This is a genomic window from Flavobacterium columnare NBRC 100251 = ATCC 23463, assembly GCF_002530675.1.
GTDB classification, from domain to species: Bacteria; Bacteroidota; Bacteroidia; order Flavobacteriales; family Flavobacteriaceae; genus Flavobacterium; species Flavobacterium columnare.
The window spans coordinates 1-19,931 of the sequence record NZ_PCMX01000016.1; the positions used below are offsets into that span (position 1 = coordinate 1).

General features: G+C 32.7%; 13 protein-coding genes. 6 read left to right on the forward strand and 7 right to left on the reverse strand.

Going from position 1 to position 19,931, the window contains the following annotated elements; all coding sequences use genetic code 11:
- Positions 1-604 precede the first annotated feature (604 nt).
- The 6 genes from B0A78_RS02445 to B0A78_RS02470 form a co-directional block, all read right to left on the reverse strand.
- Positions 605-2,503 carry an amidophosphoribosyltransferase gene (locus tag B0A78_RS02445; protein WP_065213822.1) on the reverse strand — a complete coding sequence of 633 codons (1,899 nt, stop codon included), beginning with the start codon at positions 2,501-2,503 and terminating at the stop codon, positions 605-607.
- 89 nt (positions 2,504-2,592) lie between these two features.
- Positions 2,593-3,519 carry a PfkB family carbohydrate kinase gene (locus B0A78_RS02450; RefSeq protein ID WP_065213821.1) on the reverse strand — a complete coding sequence of 309 codons (927 nt, stop codon included), beginning with the start codon at positions 3,517-3,519 and terminating at the stop codon, positions 2,593-2,595.
- A 298-nt stretch (positions 3,520-3,817) separates the two neighbouring features.
- Positions 3,818-5,038: a GTPase HflX gene (gene hflX, locus B0A78_RS02455; RefSeq protein ID WP_014166667.1), complete on the reverse strand. Its 1,221-nt coding sequence runs from the start codon at positions 5,036-5,038 to the stop codon at positions 3,818-3,820.
- 95 nt (positions 5,039-5,133) lie between these two features.
- Positions 5,134-6,570: a DUF5689 domain-containing protein gene (locus B0A78_RS02460; protein WP_014166668.1), complete on the reverse strand. Its 1,437-nt coding sequence runs from the start codon at positions 6,568-6,570 to the stop codon at positions 5,134-5,136.
- Between the two features lie 6 nt (positions 6,571-6,576).
- A complete protein-coding gene (locus tag B0A78_RS02465) occupies positions 6,577-7,209 on the reverse strand; it encodes a choice-of-anchor J domain-containing protein (protein ID WP_158649152.1) in 633 nt (210 codons plus the stop codon).
- A gap of 10 nt (positions 7,210-7,219) precedes the next feature.
- The gene (locus B0A78_RS02470) at positions 7,220-10,030 is read right to left on the reverse strand and encodes a carboxypeptidase-like regulatory domain-containing protein (RefSeq protein WP_065213819.1); all 2,811 of its coding nucleotides are present in this window, start codon (positions 10,028-10,030) and stop codon (positions 7,220-7,222) included.
- Positions 10,031-10,169: 139 nt separating this feature from the next.
- Here B0A78_RS02470 and B0A78_RS02475 point away from each other — a divergent pair, with 139 nt between their 5' ends.
- From B0A78_RS02475 to B0A78_RS02490, 4 genes are all read left to right on the forward strand, one after another.
- Positions 10,170-11,261 (forward strand): endonuclease/exonuclease/phosphatase family protein, encoded by a 1,092-nt coding sequence (locus B0A78_RS02475; RefSeq protein WP_014166671.1) that lies wholly within the window; start codon positions 10,170-10,172, stop codon positions 11,259-11,261.
- A gap of 54 nt (positions 11,262-11,315) precedes the next feature.
- On the forward strand, positions 11,316-11,846 hold the full coding sequence (locus B0A78_RS02480; protein ID WP_014166672.1) for a 3-hydroxyanthranilate 3,4-dioxygenase: 531 nt from the start codon (positions 11,316-11,318) through the stop codon (positions 11,844-11,846).
- A 78-nt stretch (positions 11,847-11,924) separates the two neighbouring features.
- The gene (amaB, locus tag B0A78_RS02485; protein ID WP_014166673.1) at positions 11,925-13,493 is read left to right on the forward strand and encodes an L-piperidine-6-carboxylate dehydrogenase; all 1,569 of its coding nucleotides are present in this window, start codon (positions 11,925-11,927) and stop codon (positions 13,491-13,493) included.
- Between the two features lie 503 nt (positions 13,494-13,996).
- Positions 13,997-15,145 carry a cystathionine gamma-synthase gene (locus B0A78_RS02490; protein ID WP_097609337.1) on the forward strand — a complete coding sequence of 383 codons (1,149 nt, stop codon included), beginning with the start codon at positions 13,997-13,999 and terminating at the stop codon, positions 15,143-15,145.
- 43 nt (positions 15,146-15,188) lie between these two features.
- Here B0A78_RS02490 and B0A78_RS02495 read toward each other — a convergent pair whose 3' ends face one another.
- Positions 15,189-15,992 carry a THC0290_0291 family protein gene (locus tag B0A78_RS02495; protein ID WP_041253296.1) on the reverse strand — a complete coding sequence of 268 codons (804 nt, stop codon included), beginning with the start codon at positions 15,990-15,992 and terminating at the stop codon, positions 15,189-15,191.
- Between the two features lie 194 nt (positions 15,993-16,186).
- Here B0A78_RS02495 and gdhA point away from each other — a divergent pair, with 194 nt between their 5' ends.
- Complete coding sequence (gene gdhA / locus B0A78_RS02500) at positions 16,187-17,530, forward strand: NADP-specific glutamate dehydrogenase (protein WP_014166676.1); 1,344 nt, start codon at positions 16,187-16,189, stop codon at positions 17,528-17,530.
- 110 nt (positions 17,531-17,640) lie between these two features.
- On the forward strand, positions 17,641-19,929 hold the full coding sequence (porZ, locus tag B0A78_RS02505; protein WP_014166677.1) for a type IX secretion system anionic LPS delivery protein PorZ: 2,289 nt from the start codon (positions 17,641-17,643) through the stop codon (positions 19,927-19,929).
- Positions 19,930-19,931: the final 2 nt, after the last annotated feature.

Genomic DNA, 19,931 nt, shown 5'->3' on the forward strand with positions numbered 1-19,931 from the left:
AAAAATAAAAAAGACAGAACGTAGCTCTGTCTTTTTTGCCCCAAATCTACCATAACTTAACCTACTTATTGTAATGGTAGTTCAAATCTAGTGTAGAGGGGTATGTTTTCCAAAAATAATCGTTAAAAGGGATAAATAATCGTTAAAAGAGAGGAATTATTAATTGGGTATCTAATTGATTGCTAAAAGGATAATTGTTTTTTTTAACTAGGGATAGAGGTGTAAAAATAAAAAAGACAGAACGTAGCTCTGTCTTTTTTGCCCCAAATCTACCATAACTTAACCTACTTATTGTAATGGTAGTTCAAATCTAGTGTAGAGGGGTATGTTTTCCAAAAATAATCGTTAAAAGGGATAAATAATCGTTAAAAGAGAGGAACTATTAATTGGGTATCTAATTGATTGCTAAAAGGATAACTGTTTTCTTAAGTAGGGATAGAAGTATTAAAAATAAAAAAGACAGAACTAAGTTCTGTCTTTTTTGCCCCAAATCTACCATAAACTTAACCTACTTATTGTAATGGTGGTGCAAAGCTATGTAGAGTATAGGTTATATTAAAATAAAATCGTCAAAGTGTTTAAAAAACCGATGAAATACATTCTTTTAATACGCTCTCATATCTTTTCCTTCATAGAAATTCATAAAAGCTCTGTTTACAACACGATTTCCTCCATCTGTAGGGTAATGACCCGTAAAATACCAGTCGCCTAAATTTTTTGGACAAGCTTTGTGTAAATTTTCAACAGATTGAAAGATGATTTTTATTTCTGCATTTATACTAGGTTCTTTTAGCATTTCTGCAATTTTGTCTGAAATTTGTTCATCTGTAAATTCAGCATATAATTCATTTACATGATTTATAACTTCAGAGTCTTGTTTGTGCTCTTGTGCCTTGCATTTTGTGTAAACTTCGTCTACTAGATGGTATTTGTTGTTTTCTTTTAATAATTCTAACATAGCTTGAAAAGCTATTAATGTTTCGAGTTTAGCCATATCAATACCATAGCAATCTGGATAACGAATTTGTGGAGCAGAAGATACTATAATAATTTTTTTTGGATTTAATCGATCCATCATTTTAATAATACTCTTTTTTAGAGTAGTCCCTCTTACAATGCTATCATCAATAATAACAAGATTATCAGATTTTTTCACAACTCCATACGTTACATCATATACATGAGCAACCATGTCATCGCGAGAATCGTCATTTGTAATGAAGGTTCTGAGTTTTGCGTCTTTTATTGCAATTTTTTCAGATCGAATTTTTACATCTAAAATTTCTTTTAGTTTATCAGGGGATAATTGTTCTTTGTATTGTAAAATAGTATCTATTTTACGTTGATTTAGGAAATCATTAGCTGCTTCTATCATTCCAAAGAACGAAGTTTCTGCTGTATTAGGAATATATGAAAAAACGGTATTATCTGTGTCGTTTTTAATGGCTTTTAAAACATGTGGAAGAATTAATTTACCTAAATTTTTTCGTTCTTGATAAATTTCAGCATCGCTTCCTCTAGAAAAATAAATGCGTTCAAATGAGCAGGCTTTTTTTAGAGTAGCTTCTCTTATTTTTTCATCAATAACGAGACCATTTTTCTTTATAATAATGGCATGTCCAGGGGTAATTTCCTGTATAGACTCAAAAGGCACATTGAAAACGGTTTGAATGACAGGACGCTCAGAGGCTACTACAACAATTTCTTCATCATGGTAATAAAATGCTGGGCGTATGCCTGCTGGATCGCGCGTAACAAATGCGTCTCCATGTCCAATTAAGCCCGCCATAGCGTATCCACCATCCCAATTCTTAGAAGCTCTTCGTAAAATACGTCCTACGTCTAATCGTTCAGCAATAACAGGTGTTGCTTCTTGTTTGGTGAGGCCTTCTTCTTTGCATTTTTGGTATAAATCGGTTACTTCATCATCAAGAAAATGGCCAATTTTTTCCATAACGGTTACTGTATCTGTCATTTGTTTAGGATGTTGTCCTAAACGGACTAAATCGCTAAATAATTCTTTTACATTGGTCATGTTGAAGTTGCCAGCAACGATTAAGTTACGGTTCATCCAGTTGTTTTGACGTAAGAAAGGGTGTACGTTTTCAATACTATTTTTTCCAAATGTTCCGTAACGAACGTGGCCAAGGAAGACTTCTCCTATATAAGGAGTGTTTTCTTTTAATAAATCTATATTATTTTTGTATTCAGGATGTAATTCTAATTCTTGATTGATGCGTGAATTAATTTGTGCAAAAATGTCTTGAATGGGTTGTGCTTGGTTAGAGCGTATTCTGCTAATATAGCGTACTCCTGGGGTTACATCTAGTTTAATGCTAGCTAAACCAGCACCATCTTGACCTCTATTGTGTTGTTTTTCAAGAAGCAGGTACATTTTTTCAACCCCATAAAAAGCAGAGCCGTACTTTTCTTTGTAATACTCTAAGGGTTTTTTTAATCTTAGAAGTGCTATGCCGCACTCGTGTTTAATTGCATCGCTCATTGTGTTGTTGTTGTGTGTAATTACGACCGAAAAGCATCGGTTTTTTTTGAAATTTAATTAAAAAAGCCCCGAAAAATCGAGGCGTAAATTTATGATAATTCTATATCAAACTGTGTTAAAGCTTTAAACTGTTTTAATCGGTTTTGGGCTTCTTCTTTCGTTAAGCAAACCATTCGTTCTGTACCAAATTTTTCCACACAGAAAGAAGCTAAATTGGATCCGTGAATAATTGCGGATTTCATATTTTCGAAGGAAATATTTTCGCTTTGTGTAATGAAGCCAGAAAATCCTCCAGCAAAAGTATCTCCAGCACCTGTTGGGTCATATACTTCTTCTAAAGGTAATGCAGGGGCAAAAAAGACTTCTTTTTCGTTGAATAATAACGCCCCGTGTTCCCCTTTTTTGATTACCACATATTTAGGACCCATTTCGTGGATTTTAGCAGCGGCTTTAACTAAAGAATATTCGCCAGACAACTGACGTGCTTCTTCATCGTTAATTGTAATTACATCCACTCGTTTCATAACTGCTTTTAGCTCTTCTAAAGCACAATCCATCCAGAAATTCATTGTATCTAGAACCACTAATTTGGGCTTTTCTGTTAATTGATCTAATACACTTGATTGTACTAATGGGTGTAAGTTTCCTAACATTACTACATCTGTATTCTTGAAATTTTCAGGAACTACAGGTTTAAAATCAGCCAATACATTTAATTCAGTTACTAATGTATCACGAGAATTTAGGTCATTATGGTATTTTCCGCTCCAGAAAAAAGTTTTACCTCCTTTTACAATCTCTAAGCCACTTACATCTATGTTTCTAGATTTTAATAAGTCAATGTATTCTTGAGGGAAATCTTCTCCCACAACAGATACGATGGCTGATTGTAAATTAAAATTAGAAGCAGATAAACCTATGAAGGTAGCAGCTCCTCCTAAAATTTTATCAGTTTTACCAAACGGGGTTTCAATAGCATCAAAAGCTACTGTTCCTACAATCAATAATTTGTTCATAAACGAATTGAAAATTAGAGCGCAAAGTTACAATTATAAGTTGTAAAGTGCAAAGTTTTGATTGTTAGAAAAAGGGAAGGAGTTAATTTAAGAAAAAAGAATAAACAACAAATGCTTCTAGAGTTTTGTGAAAAAGACAATAAAAAGAGGGGGCATCCAAAAAAGTAAATCTTGTGGTTTTCTTTAATTGGTTTGTTCTTGTTGGTTAAAGATTGAAATACTTTAGAATACAAGATTATTATGTAAGTAAAAGTTATAAACTAATTGTTTTACTTTTTCGGATGCTTTCTCGTTTATTTTATTCTCCATCAGCTTCTTTATAATCAGGATATAAGAAATTATTATAAGGAAAGCGTGTAATGTGAATTTGTCTTACAGCTTCGTAAATTTTTTCTCTAAATTCTTCGAAATTATGTTTTTCAGTGGCTGAAATAAATAAAGCATGATTTTCGCCTAGACGATTCATCCAAGTGTTTTTCCAATCTTCAAGAGTGTAGTGTTTGGTTGTTTTTTCAGTAATCAAATCATCTTCTGCTATGGTTAAATGTTGGTAAGAATCAATTTTGTTAAATACCATAATAGTAGGTTTATCTGAACTCTTGATGTCTTGTAAAATTTGATTAACCGACTCTATATGATCTTCAAATTCAGGATGTGAAATATCTACTATATGTAGTAAGAGATCAGCTTCTCGGACTTCATCTAGTGTACTTTTAAAAGATTCGACTAGTTGAGTAGGTAATTTTCGAATAAATCCTACTGTATCTGAAAGGAGGAAGGGTAAATTTTTGATTACTACTTTTCTTACTGTAGTGTCTAAAGTTGCAAATAATTTGTTTTCAACAAATACCTCACTTTTTCCAACGGCATTCATAAGAGTAGATTTTCCTACGTTAGTATAACCAACTAAGGCAACGCGAACCATAGCACCTCTATTACTACGCTGAATAGCCATTTGTTTGTCTATGGTTTTAATTTTTTCCTTTAATAACGCAATGCGATCGCGTACAATACGGCGGTCGGTTTCAATTTCTGTTTCTCCAGGACCACGCATTCCAATACCGCCTCGTTGACGTTCTAAGTGTGTCCACATACCTGTTAGTCTTGGAAGCAAATATTGGCACTGTGCTAATTCAACCTGTGTGCGGGCGTACGAAGTTTCGGCACGTTGAGCAAATATATCTAAAATAAGATTGGTACGATCTAATACTTTACAATCTAATTCACGTGTAATATTTTTTTGTTGTGCGGGCGAAAGTTCGTCATCAAAAATAACCGTTTTGATATCGTTTTCTTTAATGTATAGATTGATTTGTTCAAGCTTTCCTGTTCCAACAAAAGTTTTTGGATTGGGTTTATCCATTTTTTGTGTAAAACGTTTCACTACTTCACCACCAGCAGTAAAGGTCAAAAATTCCAATTCATCTAAATATTCATTTAGTTTATCTTCGTTTTGACTTTGTGTTACGATACCTACAATTACAGTCTTTTCAAAAATATGTTTTTCTTTTTCTAACATTGTATTTAATTGAGGTACAAAATTAAGCAATAAAATGATAGAAATAAAAAAACCCAATTCATGAGAATCGGGTTTTATAATAAATTTATTTTTATTTAGTTTACTACGATGTCATCTATGTGAATTGTAGTTGTTTTAGCTGGACTAAAACTATATCCTCCTGAATATTCAAAAATGATATAACCATTGCCTGTTACATTAACGGGGAAATTAAATACACCACTATTAACGAAAGGTTTCGTTGTGCCTGTTAAAGTACCTGAAGCAATTGTAAAATTAGAAGTTATGTCTGTCAAAGAAGCATCACTTACTTTTGAAAAAGGAACATAGTTAGTAGAATAGTAAACTTTTAAAACACTTCCTGTATTAAAACGATCCTGTGTTTTAAATGACATACTATTTGCTGCTGTAAAGTCTACAGGAACAATAAAATAAGATTTATTATTTTGTTCTTGTCCGCTAGATGCAGAGTTAAAAGCAGACATAACGATGTATTTATTATTGCTAAAGCTAGTTACATACCAATATTTAGATCCTAATAAAGGGTCATTAATATATTTAGGAAAATCTTTTGTTCCGGTTGTAACACTTCCAGCAGTATAGGTGTCAAAATTTTCTGTAAAAGATCCAGAATATGTTAAAGCAGAACCTCCTAAAGCAGGAGCTAAATCCACTTCTTTTCTGTCTTCAGTTAACTGAATGTCTCTTTCTGTGCGTGGTATAAATTGGTAATCAGAACCAAATTTTGTTAAGACACCTCTAATTTTACCATTTTTGTTTGAAATGGTTTTACTAGCAAATTTTGCAAACTCACTAATTCTTACAATAATTTTATTACCATTTAAATCTGTTATTAAATGATTTGTTGCGCTACCTAAATTGTTAAGAGTAGGGTCGAAGTATTTTTTACCAACCGAAGCATCTAAAAATTGAACATCCTTTAATTCAATTAATTTATTGATATAGGAATCATTTAATATTTGATTGATAAATAAAGGTTTTTTAACAATTCTTTCCTCTCCTACGTTTTCGCATGACTTTTTGATAATATTTTTATAGGTAACGAAAGAAATTCTTCCAACCTGATCGTCTGCGGTATTATTAGGTGTTTCATTATTAAAAATTTCACCTATTATTGTAGAAGCGTTTTTATTAGTGTAAGATAAGCCATTCATTTTTATATAAACTTTCCTTCCAGGCTCAAATTCAGTATGTAAATTGCTTTGATCTACGGGTATACTAAACCCTACAGTGCCAGATCCGTTATCAACTGATTCGAATGAAATGGATTTATAAAAAGTACCTCCTTCATCGCTTGAAGTAACGATTGCCTCAATGATATCATCTGATTTATGAGTTGTAAAACCATTGGTAGGAGCTTGACTTGTAAAATCGGTAACTTTTTTATTAGCCGTTAGAGTTTCACAAAGGTTATTCGTACTAGGGGTATCGAACTTTTCATTTACACAGGCTATACTTGTACATAGTATAAACGAATAAACCAAAAAACTTTTAATATTTATATTTTTCATAACGTCTTAGTTCATAAAAAGTTTAATATTGTCTAACTGATAAGTGGTAGTTAAACCGTTTGTTTTGTTTCCTGCGTACTTAAACGCAATTTGGATGTTTTTGCCTTTATAAGCTGATAAGTTAAGGATCCCACTAGAAATGAATTTATCTACTTCTGTAGAGGTAGGTAACTTAACGTTTAAAGGAGTCCAAGTAGCTGTACTTATACCTGTTTTTGTACCGTCGTAATTTTCAGAAATCAAAACCGTCAAATTACTACCTGTCCAAAATCTAACTTTAGTGTCGAAAGAGAAAAAAGTTTCTTTTTCAGAATCTAATTTGGTACTTGGAATGATCAACCAGGCTTCATCTGTTGTATTAGCCGCAGAATAGTAAGATGAAAATTCAGCATATTTATTAGAGTCTGCTAAACGACTATTCCATAATCTAGTTCCTGTTGTACTTAGATTATAATTAGACCAACCTTTAATATTGATGGGTATTTCTGTAGATCCTGAACCTGATGTTGTTGCTTCAAAGTTTTCAAATAAATAAGCAATTTTAATTTCAGGAATGTCAAAATCCTTTTCTTTATCACAAGCTATGAATAATCCAGCAGCGATAACTGAAATAATAATTGAATTTAAAATTTTTTTCATAGTTGTGTTTTTAGAAATTAACATATAAATTCACAAAGAAATTTCTTCCATAACCGTAGAAGTATTTTGAACCAAAAGTTCTGATACCACTTTGTGAGTCTTGGTTTAGTAAAGGGAATGTTGCTTTTCTTGATTGTTCAAAACCACCTGTTTTAAATACTTTGTCAAGAACGTTATTAACTGTAGCAAAAAATCCAAAGGTAACTCCTCCTTTTGCTCTCCAAGATTTACCTCCATTTAAGTTTAACAAGAAATAAGCAGGTAATCTTTCTTGTTGAAGTGCTTTTCTTACAGAAGTTTCATTAACACCATCGTAAGAAATACCTGTTTTATCATCAATAGTGAAATTGTTTGTTCTTAAAATATTCGAAACACCAACATAAGTTTGATCAAAATAGTTATAATTAGCACCTATGTACCAAAAGTTAGGATTGCGATATTCTAAACCAAATGAACCTGCTATTTGCGGCATACCACCAACTCTATATCCTTTTAAATATGTTTTTCCAAAATCTTCAATAGGATAGTTGTTAGATTCTGTTGCGGCAGCATCATTATTAACTCTGAGAGTTGGATTATTATCATAAGTATATTCACCGTATGAACCAGCCAACGAAGCTTTAATTGTTGATGTAATTTGGTATTCTACACCTAACTCACCACCTATATTTTTTCTGTTCATACCCGTAACGATTTCACTAACAAAAGCATCTTCGTTACCATCATTTGTATCTTCATCAGCAACGCCCTCACCAAAAAAGAAAGCCACATTAGTTGCGTTTGATACGGTATTGTAAAATCCTGTAATTCTAGATTTAAATTTAGGGGTACGGATGATATAACTAGCGTCTGCACTTACTATTTTTTCACTAGCAAGATCAATCGTTACATTGTTGTTGTAACGTGCATTTGCAAACGTATTTCTTAAGTTAGGAGCTTTAGTTAAAAAAGCACCATTAAAGTCTAGTAAATGACGACTAGATAATTTAAATGTTATTCCTCCTTTTAGTCCGTAGTTTTCAAAAGTAGGACGTTCGCTTTTTCCGAATGAATTAGAAGCATATTTTCCATTTTTATATAATCCTTCTCTTTCGTATTCAGATTTAGAGAAAGTTTGAGAAAAATAAAAATCAGCTTTTTTAAAGTTAAATTTAAATTGTGTAAAAGCGTCAACTACAGTAGCTCTTAAGTTATAATTATATCCAAAAATATCATTAAGATAAATTTTTTGATTAGGATTATTTAAGTCAAATTGAGCAAAATTTCCTTTTGAAACATAAAAAGGGTCAAAGTTTTCTGTGTATTTTGCACCTAAAAGATCTGTTACTACAGCATATTGATGTGATTTTAATTTTTTGAAATTTACACCCGCATTAATGCTTATATTTTCAGAAATTTGAGAATTTAATATAGAATTTGCCGTGATTTGTGTGTCGTCGTTTCTTTGCTCAGTCAATAAGTAATAGGCTTTTCCAGCTACATTGTTAGGGTTTGTATTAGCATAATACATTTCATCCCAGTTAATTTGACCATTGTTTTTAAAATCTGCTAAAGCGTTTGCAGCTCTTGCGTAATCTGGAATCCATGCACCCGTATTTTCATTTGTTAAGTTTAGATAAGTGCTTGGCAACTTTTTGTAGTATGTAGGATCAGGATTATTACCCCCTGGATATTCTAGTCTTGCATTGGCAATAGAACCCGATTGAAATGCTAAATTAGTATTTAATCTCGTTTTGTCGTTAAATTTCCAGTAATGATTTAACATCATAATAGGCTCATTTATGATACGGTCTCTACTATTGCGTTTTTTTCCTTCTTGCCAACCCCAATATGAATTGTATTTATATCCTTTGATATCAGTTACCTCGTTCGTATTAGGAGAAGTTCGGCCTCTTCTGTTTTGAGCATAAATAGAAGTGAAGTTTAGAACATGTTTTTTACCAAATCTTTTTTCAACACTTGCAAATAATGAATTGGCCGCCATATCCGTTCCTTCAAAATGTCCTTCTTGAGCCCATCTTCTACTAGCAGATACAACAAAAGCCCACCCTTTACTGTCTAGACCAGAAGCATGAGTACCCATTGCTCTCCAGTTATAGTTAGTGTTAGTTCCTGAAAACGAAACTCGAGTTCCAGGTCTGTACAAAGAAGCTCTAGTATTTATTTCTTGAGTACCTAATATACTACCAAATGTATAGTCGGAAGCGGTGCTTCCCATAGTGAATTCTTGATTTCTAGTGGCATCGTTAAGACCACCCCAGTTGCTCCATTGCGGGCGACCGTCGAATAATTTATTCATAGAAACACCATTTATCATAGTATTCCCGTATTCGTTATCTAATCCTCTAATTCTAAAACGAGCCCCTCCCCAGTTAAATGCAGCAGCTTGTTGATAAGTGTCTCTTGTGGCTTGTAAAAGACCTGAAGTGCTTTCCGAACCGCTGTTGTCATCACTCAAATCATTTTCTGTTAAAGTAACTAAACTTAATTGTTGTTCTTGATTTTGAGAATCATCTTCAAGAACAATTACTCCTAAATCTAAAACTTGATTAGCAATAATTTCTAAAGATAGAAGCTGTTCTTTGTAGCCATCTCCTTTAACTTTTAAAAGTTGTTTACCTACTGGAACACCTTTAACAGAAAATTTACCATCTGAGTTGGTTAACTGTGATAAATTAGTGTTTTCAATAGTAGTTACTACATTCTGTAGAGGCTTATTAGTTTTATAGTCAATAACCTTTCCTGAAACTCCTGTTGGTTGTTGTGCAAAAACTAAAACTGCCTGTAGTACCAATAAAGTACTAAAAACTAGTTTTTTCATAAATAAAATTAAAAATTAATTTACTTTTCCTATATTTAAATCGTTAAAAATAGGGTAACAAATGTATGACATTTGATATAATTATTTACTTTTGATGCCGAAAATATTCTGTGTTTTAATGATTTTTTAATATAAAAGTATGAAATTTACTAAAATTACTTGTCTGTTTTTTATGATATTAGCGATTGATGGCGTTGCACAGACAAAAAGAGTAGCTATTAATACAATAGCATTTTACAACTTAGAGAACTTCTTTGATACTGTAAATGACCCTAATACGAATGACGAAGACTTTGTTTACTCTCCTGAAAATTACGCAAAAAAAATAGATAATTTAGCTCGTGTTATTTCACAGCTAGGTACAAGTGATAAGCAAACAAATGCACCTGTAGTATTGGGAGTGGCAGAAATTGAAAACCGTCGTGTTTTAGAAGATCTTATTAAACATCCCTTACTGATTAATTTAAATTACGGAATTGTGCATTTTGATTCCCCAGATCGTCGCGGTATTGATTGTGGATTTTTATATCAAAAAAAACATTTTAATCCAAGTAGCTATCAAAATTATCCTTTGATTATTTCAGAAGATCAACAAGATAGTAAAGCAAAAGATAAGGATAAAAATGAAGGAGATACTGATGAAAATAGTGTAGATGTTAAAACGAAAAGAATTTATACAAGAGACCAAATTTTGATGACAGGTACTCTTGATGGCGAAGAAATGAGTTTTATAGTAAATCACTGGCCTTCACGCCGCGGAGGAGAAAAAGCAAGCAGTCCATTGCGTGAAGCTGCTGCGGCATTAAACAGAAAAATAATAGACTCCTTACAAACCGTTAATCCCAATGCGAAAATCTTTACAATGGGCGATTTAAATGACGGGCCATTCAATAAGAGTGTTAAAGAAATTTTAGGAGCCAAAGGAGAAATAGAAGAAGTAAAACCACAAGGATTGTATAATCCAGCAGAAAAAATGTTGAAAAAAGGAATTGGCACCTTAGCACATCGTGATGCGTGGGATTTCTTTGATCAAATTATTTTTACAGAAGCCTTATTACCTCATAATAATGATTATTCAACATGGAAATATTGGAAAGCAGGTGTTTATAATAAATCATTTATGATCCAACAAACAGGACAATACAAAGGATATGCTCTTAGAAATACCAGCGAAGGGCCTGGTTTTTCAGATCACTTTCCTTCTTATATATACTTAGTTAAAGAATTCTAAAAAAATAAAATCCCGAATAAACGGGATTTTTTTATTCATAATTTTACATAAAAAATGTCAGTGCAACAACCATTCAATTTAAAAAAGTGGATAGAAGAGAATCGTCATCTTTTAAAACCACCCGTAGCTAATAAAAATCTGTATGTTGATTCAGGTGATTATATTGTAATGATAGTGGGCGGGCCTAATGCTCGTAAAGACTATCATTATAACGAAACAGAAGAGTTGTTTTACCAAATAGAAGGAGAAATAGTAGTTTACATTCAAGAAAAAGGTGAAAAAAAAGAAATCATACTAACCGCAGGAGATATGTATTTACATCCAGCTAAAATTCCCCATTCACCTAATCGAACAGAAGGTTCTATAGGTCTAGTAATAGAACGTAAAAGACCCCAAGGAACAGATGGTTTATTATGGTTTTGTGATAACTGTAACCAAAAACTACACGAGGTATATTTTAGCTTAAATGATATTGAAAAAGATTTTCTTACTCACTTTAAAGAATTTTATTCTTCCCTAGAAAAAAGAACCTGTACAAATTGTGGTCATGTTATGAAAACAGATCCTCGATTTGTTGAAGATTAATAATTACGGACTCAATTTTTTAGATAATAAATCATAAATTTGCATTCGATTTTAACAAAACTTGATAAAAAAGTTACAATGTCAACAATAACACAATCAGCAGTAGCTCAACAATTTGGAATTGTTGAAGCGTTAGAACAATTAGGCGTAAAAGAAATCAATTTAGGAACATCAACTGGATCTAATTGGTTTGCTAATGGTGAAATCATTGAATCATATTCACCTGTAGATGGTCAATTAATTGGAAAAGTACAAGCTTCTACAAAAGAAGATTATGAAAAAGTAATGGAAGCGGCTACTACCGCGTTTAAAACTTTTAAAATGATGCCCGCTCCTAAACGAGGAGAAATTGTTCGTCAATTTGGTGAAAAATTAAGAAAATATAAAGAACCTCTTGGTAAATTAGTTTCTTATGAAATGGGTAAATCTTATCAAGAAGGTTTAGGAGAAGTGCAAGAAATGATTGATATCTGTGATTTTGCAGTAGGTCTTTCACGTCAATTACATGGTTTAACAATGCACTCTGAGCGTTTTGGACACAGAATGTATGAACAATACCATCCACTAGGGGTAGTAGGGATTATTTCAGCGTTTAACTTTCCAGTAGCGGTTTGGTCTTGGAATACAGCTTTAGCTTGGATTTGTGGAGACGTATGTGTATGGAAGCCATCTGAAAAAACGCCTTTATGTTCAATAGCTTGCCAAAATATCATCGCTGAAGTTTTAAAAGAAAATAATTTACCAGAAGGTATTTCTTGTATCATTAATGGTGATTATAAAGTGGGTGAATTAATGACACATGATAAAAGAGTTCCTTTAGTATCTGCTACAGGTTCAACTCGTATGGGGAAAATAGTAGCTCAAGCTTGTGCCGCACGTTTAGGAAATTCATTATTAGAATTAGGAGGAAATAACGCAATTATCGTTACTCCAGATGCAGATATTAAAATGACCGTAATCGGAGCTGTTTTTGGAGCTGTAGGAACAGCAGGCCAAAGATGTACTTCTACTCGTAGATTGATTATTCATGAGGATATTTATGATAAGGTAAAAGATGCTATCGTAGCAGCTTATGGTCAGTTAAGAATAGGGAATCCATTAGATCAAAACAACCATGTAGGGCCACTTATTGATACAGATGCTGTTGAAGCATATAATAAAGCCTTAGAAAAAGTGGTAGCAGAAGGAGGAAATGTTATCGTTCCTGGTGGTGTATTAACAGGCGAAGGATACGAAAGCGGTTGTTATGTAAAACCAGCAATTGCCGAAGCTCAAAATCATTTCGAAATTGTTCAACACGAAACGTTCGCGCCTGTATTGTATTTATTAAAATACACGGGAGACGTAATGAATGCTATTGAAATTCAAAACGGTGTAGCGCAAGGTTTATCATCAGCTATTATGACAAATAATTTACGCGAAGCAGAAGCGTTCTTATCACATGCAGGTTCTGATTGTGGTATTGCTAACGTAAACATCGGTACATCAGGAGCAGAAATTGGTGGTGCATTTGGTGGTGAAAAGGAAACAGGTGGCGGCCGTGAGTCTGGATCTGATGCTTGGAAAGTGTACATGAGAAGACAAACAAATACAATTAATTATACAACAGATTTGCCTTTAGCACAAGGGATTAAATTTGATTTGTAAGATTTTACAAACTATGTTTAAAGAATTGTCGAAAAATAAACCGTTTCAAAATTTTAGACAAATTTAAACTTAATTTTGATGATAATGGGCTCGGTATTTTATCGGGCTCATTTCATTTAAATTAGACTTGAGTTTCTCGTTGTTCTAGAACCTAATTATGTTGTTGTACTTCACACGGTTTTATCCCAAAATAAGTCTGTTTGCATAAAGCTAAAATATGGGACGATATTCAGAAAGAGGATTCAGGTATTTAGAAGTATTTAAAAGATTTGTTTGTAATGCTTGCTTATCAGTTCCATAAATAAAATAAAAGAATTGCAGAAAAAGAAACCTTTATAAAAAATGGTGCACAAGTGTTTAATTAATTATTTTTGTTCAGACAAAACGGTTTGTTTTTGATTTTAAACTAAAATGATAAAATTGCCGCAAACTAGCAGTTGGCTTATGTAAATACCAATGATAAAAGACGATACGATGTTATTCTGAAAATAAAATTTAAATATATGAAATTTAATACAAAAACCATACATGGTGGTCAACAACATGACCCCAGTACAGGGGCTGTTATGCCTCCTGTTTATAATACCTCTACTTTTGCACAACATGATCCAGGTGTTCCAAATAACGGATATGAATACAGTAGAGCAGCAAATCCTACTCGTACAGCCTTAGAAAATGCTTTGGCAAGTATAGAAAACGGAACACGTGGATTAGCTTTTTCTTCTGGTTTAGCAGCTACTGACTGTGTTTTAAGAGGGTTAAAAGCAGGAGATGAAGTAATTGCTATGGATGATTTATACGGTGGAACCTATCGTATGTTTACCCGTATTTATAAAGAGTCAGGTATCAAGTTTCATTTTGTAGATATGAATGATCTACCAAAATTCGAATCATTAATTAATGAAAACACTCGTTTAGTTTGGGTAGAAACGCCTACTAATCCATTAATGAAATTAGCTGATATTAAGGCTGTTGCAGGTATAATTAAAAAGTATTCTAATATTCTTTTTGCTGTTGATAATACATTTGCAACACCTTATTTGCAAAAGCCACTCGATTTAGGAGCGGATATCGTAATGCATTCAGCTACTAAATATCTAGGAGGGCATTCTGATGTAATTGCTGGAGCTTTGATCGTAAAAGATGAAGCGTTAGGAAACCAATTGCATTTTCAACAATTTGCTACAGGAGCTACTTTAGGCCCCAATGATTCATTTTTAGTTTTAAGAGGAATTAAAACATTGCATTTGCGCGTTCAACGTCACTGTGAAAATGGGGTTAAAGTTGCTGAATTTTTAGTAAATCATCCCAAAGTTGAAAAAGTATATTATCCAGGTTTAGAAAGCCATCCTTTTCATGAAGTAGCAAAAAAACAAATGATAGGAGGCTTTGGAGGAATGGTAACTTTTACATTCAAATCAGGCGCTAAGCAAGATGCTGTTGATTTCTTAAAGAAATTAAAAGTGTTTACTTTGGCAGAATCTTTAGGAGGTGTAGAATCATTGGCCAATCATCCAGCTCTCATGACACACGCTTCAATACCAGAAGATAAAAGAAAAGAAATAGGTATATCAGACGATTTAGTACGTTTGAGTGTGGGTGTTGAAGATATTCAAGATTTGATAGAAGATTTGCAACAAGCATTAGCCTAAAAAAAGCCCTTAAAGGGCTTTTTTTAGGCTTCTCAAATTATTATTAATTTAAATAATAGACATATCCAAAGTTTAACCAAACCAACCAATCATTGGCTTTGTTTTCAGGATATAATTTTTGGTTTGGGTTCAAACCGTCTACCCAGTTTGAATTAAAATATTGCCAACGTAAGTCAATTATTAAATCAGACATTAAATTTAATTTATATCTAGAACCCACACTTCCTACAATAGACCAAGTACTTCCAGAATCATTAGAAAAACCGTGAGGTTTTCCGTCAGAAGGGCTCCAATATTTTGGAAAAATATTGTTCTGATTTAAAAGAACTCCGTCTCCATAAGAAGTTTTGACTTGAGGATTGAAAAAGCTATACTGAGCACCCAAACTGATGTATGGTGCAAAACTTCCAGTATAAGCCGAAAAATCACGAATGCTTAAGGGGTAATATTCTAATTGCGCTCCAATGTTGGTTATTGAAGAAGAACCTTCCATTGCATTTAATTGTTTACCACCAATAGAAGTCTTATCTGCTAATTTACCAAAATGATTTAGTTTGGTCTTATTGTATGATAACTCGGCTCTTACTTTAAAGTGGTCATTAAAGTAGGTGTCTTGTGTGTAACAATTACAATCCGAGCGGTAGGCAAAATTTAAATAGTATGCAAGTCCAATCCCTATTCCTGTATTTCCAGCGTCTGTTTCTAAATTATTGCGTTCCCCATAATCTGATTGAAAGGCAACAGGTCCTACCACCAATCCTAGCTCACTGGAAAAACCAGACTGAGCAAATAGATTAGAGTTCATTCCTAAAAGAAAAAATAAAACAAAACGATATATTTTTTGCATAGACTTATTTTTAACTTGATTAGACAAATATATAAAAACATCATCCACTTTCTAGATAAATTACTGAAAATATTAAAAAAAAAGCTTGAAGTTTATTAAATTTTTACTATGTAAATTATTCAGATAAATGTATATTTGCTCACCAAACAGAAAAACGTTTTTTTATATTAAAACGAAAATAAAAGAATAAAATTATGTCGCAAAGTATCGAAGCTTTTGTTGAAGCAGTTGCAAAAAACAATCCAAACGAACCCGAATTCTTACAAGCTGTAAGAGAGGTTGCAGAAACAGTTATACCTTTTATTGAATCAAACCCTAAGTACCAAGGAAAAACACTATTAGAGCGTATGGTAGAGCCAGAACGCGTAATTATGTTCCGAGTAGCGTGGGTAGATGATAAAGGTCAAACACAAGTTAATAAAGGATATCGTATTCAAATGAATTCGGCTATCGGACCATACAAAGGAGGATTGCGTTTCCATCCTTCTGTAAACTTAAGTATTTTAAAATTCTTAGCTTTCGAACAAGTTTTCAAAAACTCTTTAACTACTTTACCAATGGGTGGAGGAAAAGGAGGTTCAAACTTTGATCCTAAAGGAAAATCAGATAACGAAATTATGCGTTTTTGTCAAGCATTCATGACTGAATTATCACGTCATATTGGTGCTGATACAGATGTTCCAGCTGGAGATATTGGTGTTGGAGGTCGTGAGGTAGGCTATATGTACGGTCAATACAAAAAATTACGTAACGAATTCACAGGAGTATTAACAGGAAAAGGAATTACTTTTGGAGGTTCATTAATTCGTCCTGAAGCTACAGGTTATGGCGATGTATATTTTGCTCAAAATATGTTAGCTACAAAAGGTGAAAGCTTTGAAGGTAAAACAGTGGTCGTTTCTGGATCAGGTAATGTGGCTCAGTATGCTATAGAAAAAGCTACTCAATTAGGAGCTAAAGTAGTTACAGCTTCTGACTCTTCTGGATATATCTATGATGCTGATGGTATCGATGCAGACAAATTAGCTTACATCATGGAAATTAAAAATGTAAGATACGCTAGAATTAATGAATATGTAGCTAAGTATCCAAACGCTAAATTTGTAGAAGGAAAACGTCCTTGGGAAGTAAAATGTGATATTGCATTGCCATGTGCAACTCAAAACGAATTAAATGGAGAAGAGGCTCAGTTATTAGTAAATAACGGATGTATCTGTGTGGCTGAAGGAGCTAATATGCCTTCTACCCCAGAAGCTGTTGAAATTTTTATCAAAAACAAAATTTTATTCGCTCCAGGAAAAGCTTCTAATGCAGGTGGTGTAGCTACTTCAGGTCTTGAAATGTCACAAAACTCTTTACGTTTAAGCTGGACTAGAGAAGAAGTAGACCAAAGATTACAACGTATTATGAGTGATATTCATGAAGCGTGTGTTACTTATGGCAAAGATGAATCTGGTTTTGTAGACTATGTAAAAGGTGCAAATATTGCTGGTTTCGTAAAAGTAGCAGATGCTATGTTAGCACAAGGAGTAGTATAGTCCTGAATTTTATATAATTTTAAGGCACTTGTTTTTCAAGTGCCTTTTTTTATTTATACCCCAAAAAAACTTGTTTTTAAAGTATATTTGTCGCAAGAAATCAGAAAGACATGAAGAATTGTACTGCATTTTTATTTATACTCTTAAACTTTCCTCACGTTTTTGCTCAAGAAATCAACCCTTGGAGCGGATATTATTCCTATAATGCAGTTAAAGATCTTGAATTAGTAGGGAACAAGATACTAATAGCTGCTGATAACACCTATTTTTCATCTAATTTAGATACCAACCAATCTGAAAAAAAATCAACAATAGAAGGTCTATCAGGGGAGCCTATCACGCAAATTCATTACAGTCCAACCTATAATAAAACCATTGTGGGACACTTGAGTGGGTTGGTTATTATTGTCAATGAAACAGATGGTTCAATGTTTTATTTAAAAGGAATAAAAGAAAAATCTAATATTTTAGCAAGCAAAAAAAGAATCAATCATTTTGAAGAATACAAAAACAAAATATATATATCAACAGGATATGGTATTACCGTTTTAGATATGGATAATTCCCAATTTGGAGATACATTTTTTATAGGGACAGGAGGGACAGAACAGGATATTGTAAGCACTTCAATAATTAATGATACCATTTATGCAATTGTAAAATCAAAGGGTCTTTATACTGCTAAGTTAAGTAACCCTTTCTTGATTGATTTTAATCAATGGAGTATGCTGCAACCAGGTAGTTGGCTTTTTTTAAAATCCACCAAAACCAAAAAGATTATAGTCTCAGAAACAGGAGCTATACATGAATTAAAGTCAGATAATTCACTTTCTTATATAACCTCTGTTCTACAAAAACCTAAAGACGTTCATTATAATGAGGATAAACTAATTATAAGTTCCTCTAACTATGTTGATGTTTTTGATGAAAATGGAAGTGTAATAAAGCAATTAGCTTGGAGAGATCAATTCCAATCACTTTTTACAAGTTCATCTATTAGAAACAACAAAATTTATGTAGGAACAGAAAGTAATGGTTTGTATTCAGTAGACTTCGATAATCCCCAACTTGTAGCTAATTTAACACCGAGTTGCCCAGAAAAAAATCGTTTTTTTAGAATAAAAGTTAATGACGGTACTCTTTTTGCGGTTTTTGGAGGGTATACTAACCAATACAATCCTTATGGGTACTGTTGTGGAGGTCCTAGTAAATCAGGAATTAGTGTTTATTCTAATGAAAAATGGATAAACCTACCTTATAAAGATCTATTAGAGGCAAGAGCTCTGTCGAGTATTGTTTTGAACCCTAAAAATAAAAATGAAGTATTTATAGGTTCTTTTTTTAGCGGATTATTAAAACTAGATAATTTTATTCCCACTAAATTATATAATAAAGAAAATACCCCACTAAAAGACGAACTAATTCCTAACGTTCTTCTTGTAAATACACCTAGCTTTGATTCAAATGGAAATTTATGGATTACCAGTAGCAGAGCAGAAAATGCGCTTTTTAGTCTTGATAAAAATGATAATTGGAAAAGCTATTCATTTAAAAACATTTCTGTAAACCCTAAAGAAGAAAATTTTTCTTCAATGAAAATTGATAAAAATGGAACTAAATGGTTGGGAACGCTAAAAACAGGAGTGATAGGATTTAATGAAAAATTAAACAAAAATATAATTATTAACAATGTTAAAGGAAAAGGGAGTTTACCAGATAATGATATTCGCTCTTTAGCCCTTGATAACAATAATCAATTATGGATTGGCACCTTTAATGGCTTGCGTTATTTGCCAAATATTAATTCCTTTTTGACGGATACCAGTCTAGATACAAAACAAATTATTTTATTAGAAGACGGCACCGCTCAAGAACTTTTTTATCAATCTAATATTTTAGATATAGAAGTAGATGGAGCAAACAACAAATGGGTTTCAGTCGAAGAATCAGGTGTTTTTTTAATTTCGCCAGACGGGCAACAGACCAAATTACATTTTACAAAAGAAAATTCGCCTTTACCCAGTAATATAGTAGATGATATTGAAATAGATCAAACAACAGGTAAAGTCTATTTTGTAACTAATAATGGAACTGTTTCTTATCAGAGTTTAGCAACAGTAGGAACTAAAGATTATTCTAATACCTATATTTATCCTAATCCCTATAGACCAGAACATAAAGGAATGGTTAGAATTACAGGATTAAAAGATAAAAGCAATGTTAAAATTACCGATATAGAAGGCAATCTAGTTTTTGAAAACATCTCACAAGGAGGAACTATCGAGTGGGACACCCTGTCTTTTGCTAAAACAAAAGTATCATCAGGAGTTTATGTAGTATTAGTTTCAGATCAAGAAGGTGAAGATACCGTTGTTAAAAAACTTTTAATTATTCGATAAAT